The sequence below is a fragment of the Achromobacter spanius genome (genome assembly GCF_003994415.1).
GTDB lineage: Bacteria > Pseudomonadota > Gammaproteobacteria > Burkholderiales > Burkholderiaceae_B > Achromobacter > Achromobacter spanius_C.
Window position 1 is genome coordinate 4,614,317 of record NZ_CP034689.1, and the last position, 10,627, is coordinate 4,624,943.

At 64.6% G+C, this 10,627-nt stretch carries 16 protein-coding genes; all 16 read right to left on the minus strand.

The window, feature by feature from the left end; all coding sequences use genetic code 11:
* Positions 1–10: 10 nt before the first annotated feature.
* Complete coding sequence (locus ELS24_RS21095) at positions 11–415, minus strand: hypothetical protein (protein ID WP_127185262.1); 405 nt, start codon at positions 413–415, stop codon at positions 11–13.
* Complete coding sequence (locus ELS24_RS21100; protein WP_127185263.1) at positions 415–1,110, minus strand: Gp138 family membrane-puncturing spike protein; 696 nt, start codon at positions 1,108–1,110, stop codon at positions 415–417. The genes ELS24_RS21095 and ELS24_RS21100 overlap by 1 nt, the downstream gene beginning before the upstream one ends.
* The gene (locus ELS24_RS21105; protein WP_127185264.1) at positions 1,107–2,048 is read right to left on the minus strand and encodes a phage protein; all 942 of its coding nucleotides are present in this window, start codon (positions 2,046–2,048) and stop codon (positions 1,107–1,109) included. The genes ELS24_RS21100 and ELS24_RS21105 overlap by 4 nt, the downstream gene beginning before the upstream one ends.
* Entirely contained in the window at positions 2,035–2,367 is a 333-nt protein-coding gene (locus tag ELS24_RS21110; protein ID WP_127185265.1) for a phage baseplate plug family protein, read from the minus strand. The genes ELS24_RS21105 and ELS24_RS21110 overlap by 14 nt, the downstream gene beginning before the upstream one ends.
* Positions 2,364–2,951 carry a phage baseplate protein gene (locus ELS24_RS21115; protein ID WP_127185266.1) on the minus strand — a complete coding sequence of 196 codons (588 nt, stop codon included), beginning with the start codon at positions 2,949–2,951 and terminating at the stop codon, positions 2,364–2,366. The genes ELS24_RS21110 and ELS24_RS21115 overlap by 4 nt, the downstream gene beginning before the upstream one ends.
* Positions 2,952–2,959: 8 nt before the next feature.
* A complete protein-coding gene (locus tag ELS24_RS21120; protein ID WP_127185267.1) occupies positions 2,960–4,942 on the minus strand; it encodes a tape measure protein in 1,983 nt (660 codons plus the stop codon).
* The gene (locus ELS24_RS30985; protein WP_164741192.1) at positions 4,942–5,091 is read right to left on the minus strand and encodes a hypothetical protein; all 150 of its coding nucleotides are present in this window, start codon (positions 5,089–5,091) and stop codon (positions 4,942–4,944) included. The genes ELS24_RS21120 and ELS24_RS30985 overlap by 1 nt, the downstream gene beginning before the upstream one ends.
* Positions 5,088–5,624, minus strand: a complete 537-nt coding sequence (locus ELS24_RS21125; RefSeq protein WP_240669351.1) for a phage tail assembly chaperone — start codon at positions 5,622–5,624, stop codon at positions 5,088–5,090. The genes ELS24_RS30985 and ELS24_RS21125 overlap by 4 nt, the downstream gene beginning before the upstream one ends.
* Positions 5,573–6,001 (minus strand): phage structural protein, encoded by a 429-nt coding sequence (locus tag ELS24_RS21130; RefSeq protein ID WP_050449806.1) that lies wholly within the window; start codon positions 5,999–6,001, stop codon positions 5,573–5,575. The genes ELS24_RS21125 and ELS24_RS21130 overlap by 52 nt, the downstream gene beginning before the upstream one ends.
* Positions 6,002–6,014: 13 nt before the next feature.
* A complete protein-coding gene (locus tag ELS24_RS21135; protein WP_127185269.1) occupies positions 6,015–7,373 on the minus strand; it encodes a DUF3383 family protein in 1,359 nt (452 codons plus the stop codon).
* Positions 7,374–7,434: 61 nt separating this feature from the next.
* Positions 7,435–7,959 carry a phage neck terminator protein gene (locus ELS24_RS21140; RefSeq protein WP_127185270.1) on the minus strand — a complete coding sequence of 175 codons (525 nt, stop codon included), beginning with the start codon at positions 7,957–7,959 and terminating at the stop codon, positions 7,435–7,437.
* Positions 7,960–8,048: 89 nt separating this feature from the next.
* A complete protein-coding gene (locus tag ELS24_RS21145; protein ID WP_050449803.1) occupies positions 8,049–8,330 on the minus strand; it encodes a hypothetical protein in 282 nt (93 codons plus the stop codon).
* A complete protein-coding gene (locus ELS24_RS21150) occupies positions 8,327–8,737 on the minus strand; it encodes a hypothetical protein (protein ID WP_127185271.1) in 411 nt (136 codons plus the stop codon). Before ELS24_RS21150 ends, ELS24_RS21145 begins: the two co-directional genes overlap by 4 nt.
* 80 nt (positions 8,738–8,817) lie before the next feature.
* Positions 8,818–9,501: a hypothetical protein gene (locus ELS24_RS21155; protein WP_127185272.1), complete on the minus strand. Its 684-nt coding sequence runs from the start codon at positions 9,499–9,501 to the stop codon at positions 8,818–8,820.
* Entirely contained in the window at positions 9,488–10,336 is an 849-nt protein-coding gene (locus ELS24_RS21160) for a YdaU family protein (protein ID WP_127185273.1), read from the minus strand. Before ELS24_RS21160 ends, ELS24_RS21155 begins: the two co-directional genes overlap by 14 nt.
* A complete protein-coding gene (locus ELS24_RS21165) occupies positions 10,333–10,572 on the minus strand; it encodes a transcriptional regulator (protein ID WP_127185274.1) in 240 nt (79 codons plus the stop codon). The genes ELS24_RS21160 and ELS24_RS21165 overlap by 4 nt, the downstream gene beginning before the upstream one ends.
* Between the last annotated feature and the right edge of the window lie 55 nt (positions 10,573–10,627).

Here is a 10,627-nt window from a genome sequence, read left to right on the forward strand (position 1 = left end):
AAGGAAGGGGCTAAGACGTACTTGATGAGCGGCGGGACGACGCGCCCGAAGACGCCCCCAGCAGCACCACGCGATCCAGCCGCCCGTAGGCGGTATCGGCTTGATAAGTGACCCGCAGCACACGCAGTTGGCGCTCCATCTGCAACTGCATTGCCTGCACCTGCGTCACGCCCGGCACCGCGCGGATTCGGGCGCGGAAGATGGCTTCGATGCTGGCGCGGTCGGGCGACTTCACCAGCACGTCCTCGAAGTACGGAACACCGAAGCTGGTGTCTAGAAACCACTCGCCCATGAAGGCGAGCAAGGTGGTGTTGATCTGCTGCGCGATACGCTCGGCGCCATCCACGAACGACGCGCGGCCAAGCAGGTCCAGGTCCAGATCGTGGTCGGCGGACAAGGCAAGGTCCAGGGTCATCAGATTGGCCCCTCGGTCGTGCCGCCCGCGTAGGCGTGGCGATGCGCGTCGCCGATGCTCTTGCCGTTGTGCGTGATCGCGCCGCCTTCATAGGCCACGCCGCCACGGATGCGCATCGACGCGCCGCCCTGGCCGCCCTCGCCCGACATGCCTTGCGTATAGGTCAGCGGCCCGTTGATCGTGACCGGGGTGTTGAAGGTGGCCTGTTCCGCTTGCACCGTCCAGGTCTTGACTTGAAACGTCAGGTCGCCCGCTGGGGATAGCTTCAACGTACCCGGCCCGTACTGGATGCTGACATTCTGCGTATCGGCCGCCATCGTGCCCGGCCGCAGCAGCGGTGAGGCAAACGCGTCCGACAAATCAAACTGGCGCGGGTCATCCGGTGGGCCGTTGTCGCCCGCCAGCCAGTTCTCCAGCGCGCGGGCCGAGAACGACAGTTTGATCGCGTCACCCGGCGCCAGCGGCACCGAGATCAGCGCCTGCGCGCCGTTCACATCGCCCACCGGCCAACACACCGGCACGCGCACCACCTGCGGCGGCGGCAAGACGTCGCCATTGGCCAGCCGCTTGGCCAGCGCGGGGCGGGCCGTGACGAAGGTGCCGTCATAGGTGACGACTTCGCCCGGCAGCGTCGTGTAGACGTCCGCCAGTTCCGTGGCGATAAGCCGGCGGATAAGGGTTACCGCATTGCTCATGACTGCTCCTTCTTTGTGGCGGGCGGATGAGGATCTACCAGCGTCAATTCCGTTTGCCAGTCACCGCCTTCGCTATCGCCTGTATGGCGCACGGTTTCCGCGCGTTGAAACGCTTCTACCGAACGGCTTTCCAGCTTGACCAGATCACCCGGGCTGATGGTCGGCAGCAACAGCGACTTGACCTTCCAGCCGTCGCGCTGCTGCTGGCCGCTGGCGGGCTTGGCCGTGCCGGCAGGCACCGCGACACCCGCCTGCCCCGGCGCCTTTGCCTTCGATTTCGCCTTCTCGCTGGCTGCCGCCCGGGTGCGTTCGGGTTGACCCAGCAAGCCGGTGTCCACGGCCAGCACAACGGCTTGGCGCCGCGTGGTGCCCAGCCGCTGCACCACCTGCAACTGCTGATTCTGGATCGACCATTCCAGCCCGGTGCCCTGCGTAACCTTATGCAGCGCCGTGCGTGCCGCGCCGTAGAAGGAAAAGCCCTGCTCCCACCGACGGTCGGGCGCATCGTCGGCCATGATCAGCGGCAAACCCATCTGCCGCGCAATGTCGCGGATGATGTCGCTGGCGCGCGCGCCAGGCCCCAGGCCGATTGAAATCGCCGTGTCGCGGACTTCGACATAGCCGTCCTTGACCGTCAATTCCGTCACCACGTTCGGCTGGTCATAGCGGGTATACGCATACACGATGCTGCCGGACGCCATCAGCAAGGGGCCGCCCTCTTGCGCATAGCCCGCGTACAGCACGCAGCGCAGGCCGGGTTCTTCCAGCGTGCGGCGGGTTTGCGCGGCCAGGTTGTACACGGTGATCTTGGCGTCGTTGGACTCTTCGGCGGCAGTCTTGGCAATGTCGAACGTCATGCGGATGGGCGGGACGATCTCCAGGCCTTGCCCGCCGGGCTTGCCGACAAGCAGCCGGTAAACGCGGTCAAACCTGGCCATTGGCCACCTCGTCGGCGTTGACGTAGAACAGCGCCACCTCGCTGGAAGGCAGCGCCGCACGGCTGATGGTGTCGCGGCGGTCGGGCGCCAAGGCCACCAGTTCACCGGCTGGCACGGCCAGATGCCGGTATCCCGCCAACAAGCGGGTGTCCGGCACCACAACAATGCCCGCCACGATCAGTTCGTTGTAGGCATTCTCGATGGACAGCACCCATTGCTGCGCCTCGTTGTTCCAGGACAGGCGCAAAAAATAAGTCATGCCGTCCAGCTCCATTTCGGTAATGCTGTCGTTGGCGTCGGGAACGAGTATCTGGATCATGTGTTGAGGATTCCTTTCGCGTTGAAGACATCGTGCTGCTTCTGGCTGGCGGGCACGCCGTTTTGCTTGCCCGCGTTGGCCTTGGTGGTGCCGGCCTTGCCCGTTGCACTGCCCGAGGTTTTTTCTGGCGGAATATCCGCCTGCCGCAAGGTCACCTTGCGGATGCGCTTGAAGCTGGCGGATAGTTCGAAGCGGTCGCCGGCGCCGTTGCTACGCCCGATGGAGCAGCTTTCCATCACGAAGTCTGCGTAGACATCCAGCCCGGTTGTGATGGTGATGGGCAGGCGGTCCGCATGGATCTTGCGCAATGCGTCCTTGGCGCCGACCAACTTTGACCGACCGGCGCCCAAGGCCGTGCCGCGCAGACCGCCCAGCAAGCTGATGTCAGCCGCCGTCACCCAGCCATCAAGCGTCAGTTGCTCGGAGTCCGCCACCACGTGGTCCGTCACGGGCGGGCCGTCTTCTACGGCAAACGACGTCGCGCGGCTGGTTAGCGTGGTCTTTTCGTTGACCAGCGCGTCCAAGGGCAGCGTCCCGATGCTGCTGCCACCGTGCCATCCGAAGATCATGGAAACAAAGTTCATTGCCACTCCTATGGGGGGCTCTCGACGCCGGGCGTCACGTCATACGTCTGCGACAGGCTCTGATAACTGCGTTGGTGGCCCTGACTCACGCCATCGGCCACCGCCTTGCTCACAACATGAGGATCGCCAGCCGGCACGTTGACGACGATATTGTTGAGGCTTTGGTAGTTGGATGGCGCGCGCCCGAGCAGCGCCTTGGGGCCGACCACATTGGCCGGAGGCACGAGCGGAAGCGAAACGCCGCTTGCCACGGCCCACCATGCAGCTTGGTCGTTCGACAATGCGCCCGACCGCATACCATGTGGGATGCCCTGCTGCTCTCCCGGCGGCAAAGCGTCCATCACCGACGCCGGTGCCTCGGATTCGGACTTAAACACGTCTGGCAACAAGCTCAGGAACCAGTCCTTGGCCACCTTGAGCTTGTCCAGCACCCAGGTCTGGATGGCGCCGCCGATCTGTTTGATCGTGGCCATCATCCGCCCGCCCATGTTCGAGAAGAACGTCCACAAGCCGTTGAACGCCCCCGCCCAATGCGCGATGGCGCCGTCCCAGTCGCCCTTGAAGACGGCCACGACGCCGTTGACAAGCTCGGTCCAGAACTGCCAGATAGCCTGGATATATTCAATGACCGGCCCCAGGAAGGAATCGAGGGCCATCGCCATCAGCGCATCCCAGGATGCCGAGATGTACGCCTTGATCACATCCCAGTTTTCCCAGACCTGCCACAGCGCAACCGCCAGCATGCCGATCAACGAAATGATCCGGCCGATCGGCGTCATGGCAAACGCGTTCCACAGCATCGGCACGACGACTCTTGCCAGGTTCAGCAAGAATCCGCCGACCGGGGACAGGATCTGCCACAGGCCATAGGCCAGCACGCTGGCGCGCCGCAGCCAGTTGCCCAGCGAGACCAGCCCGATGCTGGCGCCCGTCAGTGCCAGCAGTTTGACGACCGCGTCGATGTTGTCGGCCATGAACAGGATCGACGCCGTCACCCCGTTCAGCACGCTGCGGCCTGCCGGCAAGGCCTGGCCGACATAGCGCTGCAAGGCGTCGTTGAACACCGTCATCGCTGCCGTGATGGACGCGGGCGCCGCCTCGGCTTCCGCGCGCATGGCGGGCAACTGCGATTGCAGCGCGGGCAAGGCGCGGTCGGCGGTGACCTGGCCGCCTTGCACCTGCTGGCGCAACTGGCCGCGGTCCACATTCAGGCCGGCAGCCAACGCATCCTGCATGCGCCGAGGCAGCGCGTTGTATTCCTCAAGGCCCAGCCTGCCCTGTTCCACCATCTTCAACAGCGCCGCCACGACACCGCCCCGGTCCTCGGCCGGGGTCTGCGACAAGCGCATGGCCAAGGCGACGGCCTCGGTGATACCAGCAGCGTCACGCGGGGAACGCCCGTGGTCTTGCAGCGTCTGCGCGGCCCGGGCATAGGTGTCGACGTTGTCGGCATACGGCGTGCGGCTGGCGCGCGACACGCGGGCCAGGTCGCGATCGGCCTCGGCCGCTTGCGCGCCCGACCCCGCCGCTTGCCGCAGGCGTTCCTGGATTTGCACCCAGGCGTCGATGTCGCTCAGGATGCGCTTGAGCGGCGATGCGCCAAGCGTCAGTTCAACGACGCCGCGCAAGCCGCCCAGCGCGGCCGCGTGCTGGCGGGGCGCCGGGATGCCGCCTTGCGGGCGGACCACAGTGCCTTGCGACTGCACGCTTGTTGACTGCCGGCGCGTTGGCTGGCCGCTGGTTGGCTGGCCGCTGGTTGGCTGACCGCTGGTTGGCTGACCGCTTGTCGCCAAGCCGCTTATCGCCTGCTGCGTGCTCACCACGCTGGGCAACACGCCCGCCAACGCGCGGCGCATGGTGGCGCTGGCCTGCACGGTTGCGTCAGCCATGGATTTCAGCATGGATTCAAACGCCTGCTGGTAAGCCTGCAAGCCGCTTGTGTCCACCTGGTAGCGCAGCAGCGTCACCACCTCTCGTACCAAGATCATCATTACCTCGCCTTGTTATCTGCCGCAGCCTGCGCGGCCTGCTGGGCGTCCATCAGCGCATTGAGCTTCAGGATGTCCAGCAGATCGATGTCGCCGCGCTTGGCGGCGTCCAGGCTGACATGGCGGGCCAGGATGGGCCGCCAGATGATCAACTCTCTTTCGAAGCCTGCGTCGAACCGCCCGACAGGCTCGCCAGCTTCGCGCGGGCCGGACCAAAGCGGCCGGCCCAACGCGCCAAAGGGCCGGCGAAGTTGTGCTCAAGAATGTGGAACAACAGCTCCAGGATTTCGGCATAGTCGGCAAAGGCCAGGCCGCGATGGGCGGGCGTCAGCTTCTGGGGCTCGCGACCGGCCAGCTCGAAGCTGACCAGCTCCGGGTCGATCAGGCGCTCGGCCCAACCGCCCAGGGCGTCGCCGCCCAGCTTGGCCGACAGTTCCCGGAACGCGTCCAGCATCGCGCTTTCGTCGCGACCTTCGCCGGCGCCTGCCACGTTGAACACGGAATTCAGCATCGACCCGGCGGCCGGCAGCACTTCCTTTTGCAAGTCGCCCAGCAGCTTCAACTGGCGGAACGGGTCGAAGCGGGAGATCCGGAAGATGGTGGTGCCGATGGTCACTTCCTTGACGGCGCTCATCAGGTATTGCCCCCGATCACGTTGATGGCCGGACCGGTCTCGATCGTCCATTCGCGGCTGCCCACCTTGGCGCCGTAGCCGGCGTCGGGCATCTTGACGATCCAGGCCGAATCCGAGGCGTGCAGCGACGTGCCGCGCAGGTCGGTCACCGACACCGGCACGGCGCCGTTGCCCTCGGTGGCGCGGTCGGCCTGGTGCAGCGCGGTCAGCGCGGCATTGCTGGCGCTGGTCTGCATCAGCGTCAGCGTGATGCGCAAGCGAGAATCGCGCGACATCGAGCGCGCCACCTCGCCGTCGACCCCGACAACAGAGGCGATGCCTTCGCCGATTTCAGCGACGGTGACAAAGGTGTCTTCGGCAAGCCCGGAGATAGGCAGCGCGCCCATCACGATCTTGACCTGGTTGGGTGCATAGGTTTTGACAGACATGGATAGGCCCCGATTACAGTTGTTGGTAGGTAAGGTTGCCCTTGATTTCGGCAACATGGATGGCGCCGGCAAGGCGGGCGCTGAAGCTCAGGTCGCGCAGGATGCGGTTGGCTTTGTCGTTCGTCGACACGCTGGCCGCGCGCGGCACGTTGATGACGAAACCAGGAATCTTGCGGCCCGCGTCATCGATTTCATCGGGCGCAACCAGGCCCCGGCTCTGGCCCAGCAGCAGCGCCTGGCGGATGCCGTTGACCAGCACCTGGATGCCGGCGTCGGTGTACGGCACCTTGCCGTTGGCGTTGATCAGTTGCGACGCAACGTTGATCTTCACTTGCTCGGCCAACCAGTCGCGCCCACGAATCACATCGATCCATTCGCCCGCCGCGACCTTGCCGTTCTGCGTCACGGCAAAGTTGCGCATCTGCTCGAAGGTGTTGGCGTTCTTGGCATGCGCGGCCAGTGCCTGGCCTTCGGTCAGGCTGTCATAGCTGACACCCGAGAGCCGCGTGTTGGCCCACGTCTCGCCACCCGGATAGAAGGTGAAGCGGTTGGCGGCGACGGCGGCGTCCAGCGCTTCACTGGCAGCCTGGCCGTGGTACCAGACATGGGTGCGGAAGAACTGCTTCTGCTGGCATTGGGACGCGATGTCGTTGGACGCGGCGGCATCGATGATGCCGGCTTGCGCGCTGGACACGCCGAACAGGCGCTCGTTCGATTCCACCCACTCGGCGGCGTCCAGCACATCGGCTTCGACACGGCTGGCCAAGGCCACGCCGTACCAGTCGCCGTTTTCACGCAGGCAGGCGTTCAGCGCGGCCGACGGGGTTTCGGTGCTGACTGGCGCGGCCAGTTGCAGGTTGCCCTTCACGGCGATGGCGACGGCTTGGCCGGTCTCGGCGGCGGTGACCGTGACGTCGGCGCCCGTGGCGGCTGCCGTTACCGGCGCGTCGGTGTCGGCGATGGCGGCGGCCAATGCGGTGGCAAGGGTCTGGGGCGTGCTGTCGGTCCGGCCCGACGTCGCTACGTCACGCTTCTGCACCACGCCTTGCGCATCGCGCCACGACAACGACACAAGGTAATCGGACACGGCGGCGCGCGTGACGGTCACGCGTGACGCATCCACCTGGCGGCGGCCAACGAAAACGCGCGCCACCGTCGGAATCTGCTTGAACGCATCGCGCACGGCGATGTAAAGCGGGTCGGTCGGCGCCATGCCCATGTCCAACAACTCGCCCGGCTCGGTCAACGCCAGGATGCGGTTGACGGCCAGCGCGTGCGCGCCAAGGATCAGAAGGTCAGAGAAATTCTGCTCCTTGATCGCCGTGGTGTTCAGCGAGATCGCCACATTGACGATCCGGTCGATTTTTGCCATTTGCGGCTCCAAAAAAAAACCGCCCAAAGGCGGCGGGGACTGCGTTAAGAAGCCCGGGACGCTAGGGCGCCGTATCGGTCTTCGCGGAGAAAGAAGTTTCCAGGGTGGGCGTGGCGCCGCCCGTGGTCGTGATCGTGCCGGCCACCGTTTCAATGACGCCGACAAAATCGGTATAGGTCTGCGCGTAGCGGATGCCCAGTTCAAGCAGGCCCAGCCGCTCGCTTGCCGCGCCGGCGCTGTCAGGCGCCACGCGCTGTATGCGGCCAGCCTGAAACAAGGCCAGCCCCAGCGCTTCGGCCTGCTCTTCATAAGCGGGGTGGCGCAGGGTCAAGCCCATCTTGTCCAACGCGCGATACGCATCAACGCCAACGCTGCGCAGTTCGACGGAGGCATCGCGGTGGTCGTGCACCGGCTGGTTGCCGTCATCATCCACAAGGCCCATCTCAACAGGCCCGGTCTGCACCCAGCGCACGGCCATGGCGATGTAAGGCGGTGAGGGAAAGGCTTCGGTGTCGTCGGAAAGCACTACCGGCACACCACCAGCTGCGGCGCTTACCAGCGTAAGGATTGCGTTATCGGGCGTCATGTCGGCGATTAAATGGTTGGGAAAAACAAAAGCCCGCGAACCGTTGAAGGTAGGCGGGCTGCATTTCGTGTGGGCGCAATGCCCCGCGGCTATTGTCTCAAATCCGGTCCCAAATGCGCAGGGTTTTTATGAAGTGCGTGTCCCAATTCCGACCACGCATAGGTCGCGGATTTTGTATTGCCGCCGCAACGATGCACATGGCCGGCATCCAGCAAATGGTCCAGCACCCGGCGTGCGCCGCGCCGCATGGCTTCTTGCGAAGCCGGCGTCAACGGCATGCCACGGCTGACATGCCGCAGTATCTCGGCCATTCTGAATTTCCGGCCCGGATACGCCGCCAGCAGATCAATGACCTCGTGCGCGTACTTCATTTGAATTCCCTCCAGACCTGTTGCTTGAAACTACCCAACGCCACCTTGTAGTAAGGCAGCGTGACGCCGATGGCGCGGCAGGCTTTTTCCTGGCGCAGATGCGCGGGCAGGTCTCCGTAGTCGGCACGGCGCGTGGTTTCGGCCTGCACCACGCGTCGTTCAATAAGCGGCAACGCTTCATACAGGGCATGCACACGGCGCGCGCGTTCATGATTCACCGGAATGCGTAGCGGCTCATCGTCGTCATCGTGACCCGGCAGCGGCGGAAACGCGCACAGGTCGGGCGCGTCTTGCGCCATGCGGCGCGGGCCCGGCCAATCGCCTTCCCATTGCGATCTTGCCCAATTGCGAATTTCGTCTTCCACCCAACGCGGTAAGCCTGCTTGCGTGCTTGCCCTTGCTTCCATTGTCTTGTTGCCTCGTGTTTGTTTGCGGATCGCGTGACCGCTTGGGTGTTCCGCTGCGTGTTCCGCTGACTGTCCCCGTGTCATGTGGCCTCCGGCTTGTTGGTGTGCCTGGCGTGCGTCAGCATCTCGGCGATGGCCTTGGTGGGATGACCGCCAAGCGCGATGCGTGCCTCCCATCGATCAATCCATTCGCGATGCGACCGGCTGCGCGGTTCCAGCAGCTTTCCCGCCCCCATTTTTTTCAACGCAGCCTCGGCTTGCGCGCGCGTGGCCAACGTCTGGCCTGGCGCGGGCAGCGCGGCGCGCGATGGTGGAATATCGGGCCACGCACCTCGGCTTAGCTCTTCGGTCAAGGTTCTTTCCCACCTTGCCTTGATGGCGCCGTAGTTGCTATTGAGCAGATCCACCGTACTGACGCCAACCGCCGCCCAATACACCGCCGGGTGCGACCAATCACCGGTCTCGCCGCGCCGCCGCGCCGACACGCCGCGCACGGCTTCGTGATAGGCCAGCTCGGGGATCAGCCACGGGCAGCACAGCTTCAGAAATTCGGGCAACGTGGGTGGCCACTCGCGCGTCAGGCACGCCGTCAGCCCTCGCCTGACTTGCGACTCGGTCAGCCCCGACAACTTTTGATTCCAGGAATCCTTCAACTCGCGCGGGGTCAGGCCTTCCCATTGCTGCGCGAACTTCGCGCCGTACAGCAGGTGCATTTCATTGACAACCAGCGCGCCCAGATTGGTAGCAGATTCAGCGACTTGCATCGATCACCCCCATGTCGATCTCGCCACGCGCCCGGCCTTCGGCCAACACGCTACGTAGTTCGGAAGACCAGTCGGCGCGTTGCCGTGCGCGGCTGCTTGCGGCGGCGCGCGGCATGTCTCGCGGTGGATACAGGCCCAGATAGCCGCTGGCGATGCTGTGGGCGATGACCGCGCTTGCGGGGATGCCTTCGGCTTGGTAGCCCGCAAGCTGTTGCAACTGCCGCCGTGCCCCCTCTTCCGTAATTGGCTTCTTGCGGGCTTTGCGGTCCGCTGCCCAACTGATCCAGTCAGCCCGGTCCAGCCATTCGGGCAATGCAATGGCCGTGGCGTCAAAGCCCACATTGCGCTTGCTCGGCGCGGGCTCCCGTGTTTTCTGGTTTCGGGTTCCTGGTTCTGGTTCTGGTTCATGGTTGGTTGCACGGGTGTTCAACGGCTGTTGCTCCGCCTCGCCTTCCGCCGTCGCCTTCACTGCCGTCTCCTCCACCGCTTTCACTTGCCGGCCAGCTTGCCGCGCCCGCTTGGCCGCGCTGGCCTTGCCGGCCGCGGACTTCGCTTCCTTGTTGCCGTGGTAGCGGGCAATCTCGGCATCGCAACGCGCATGCCGCCAGCCTTGCTCGGTGTCCACGAAGAATTCGCCCAGCACCTGGACCACCGCGGCCCGCTCTTCGTCTGAGCGCGCGATCAACAAGCGGCAGAGTTTGTCGACGTCCGCACACAAGGGGGCTTCGGTGTCGTAATAGAGTTCGATCAGATCGCGATAGACGCTGCGTTCGATGCGCGTCAGGTGCCGCGTGGCGCTATTGAAATCGCCAATGTGATGGGGGTAGTAGTTCATTGCGCCTTCAGCCCTTCGGCCAGCTCCGGCCAGATTCGAATGCAATCCGTGGGACGCAAGTCGCGCCGGGTAACCCAGCCGCACGTGGCCAACTCAATCAAGGCGCAATGCTTGACCGGCACCGGCCGGCGCCCGGTGCGCCACTGGTAGACCAGCGCGGGCGATACCCCCACGCGTCGAGCCAGCGCCGCAGCGGTAATGGCCCCCTCGCACTCGAAATAGTCATGTAGGTTCATTACCAAAACTATAGCGACGCTACATCTTATTAGCAAGCCATGCTATAGTTTAATT

Excerpts from the sequence above, each read along its gene's own strand:
- ELS24_RS21105 (WP_127185264.1), bottom strand. The coding sequence starts at position 2,048 with ATGGCCAGGTTTGACCGCGTTTACCGGCTGCTTGTCGGCAAGCCCGGC.
- ELS24_RS21155 (WP_127185272.1), bottom strand. The coding sequence starts at position 9,501 with ATGCAAGTCGCTGAATCTGCTACCAATCTGGGCGCGCTGGTTGTCAAT.
- ELS24_RS21145 (WP_050449803.1), bottom strand. The coding sequence starts at position 8,330 with ATGAAGTACGCGCACGAGGTCATTGATCTGCTGGCGGCGTATCCGGGC.
- ELS24_RS21095 (WP_127185262.1), bottom strand. The coding sequence starts at position 415 with ATGACCCTGGACCTTGCCTTGTCCGCCGACCACGATCTGGACCTGGAC.
- ELS24_RS21135 (WP_127185269.1), bottom strand. The coding sequence starts at position 7,373 with ATGGCAAAAATCGACCGGATCGTCAATGTGGCGATCTCGCTGAACACC.
- ELS24_RS21100 (WP_127185263.1), bottom strand. The coding sequence starts at position 1,110 with ATGAGCAATGCGGTAACCCTTATCCGCCGGCTTATCGCCACGGAACTG.
- ELS24_RS21125 (WP_240669351.1), bottom strand. The coding sequence starts at position 5,624 with ATGGACGATCGAGACCGGTCCGGCCATCAACGTGATCGGGGGCAATAC.
- ELS24_RS21130 (WP_050449806.1), bottom strand. The coding sequence starts at position 6,001 with ATGTCTGTCAAAACCTATGCACCCAACCAGGTCAAGATCGTGATGGGC.
- ELS24_RS21120 (WP_127185267.1), bottom strand. The coding sequence starts at position 4,942 with ATGATGATCTTGGTACGAGAGGTGGTGACGCTGCTGCGCTACCAGGTG.
- ELS24_RS21115 (WP_127185266.1), bottom strand. The coding sequence starts at position 2,951 with ATGAACTTTGTTTCCATGATCTTCGGATGGCACGGTGGCAGCAGCATC.
- ELS24_RS21165 (WP_127185274.1), bottom strand. The coding sequence starts at position 10,572 with ATGAACCTACATGACTATTTCGAGTGCGAGGGGGCCATTACCGCTGCG.
- ELS24_RS21160 (WP_127185273.1), bottom strand. The coding sequence starts at position 10,336 with ATGAACTACTACCCCCATCACATTGGCGATTTCAATAGCGCCACGCGG.
- ELS24_RS21110 (WP_127185265.1), bottom strand. The coding sequence starts at position 2,367 with ATGATCCAGATACTCGTTCCCGACGCCAACGACAGCATTACCGAAATG.
- ELS24_RS21140 (WP_127185270.1), bottom strand. The coding sequence starts at position 7,959 with ATGACGCCCGATAACGCAATCCTTACGCTGGTAAGCGCCGCAGCTGGT.
- ELS24_RS21150 (WP_127185271.1), bottom strand. The coding sequence starts at position 8,737 with ATGGAAGCAAGGGCAAGCACGCAAGCAGGCTTACCGCGTTGGGTGGAA.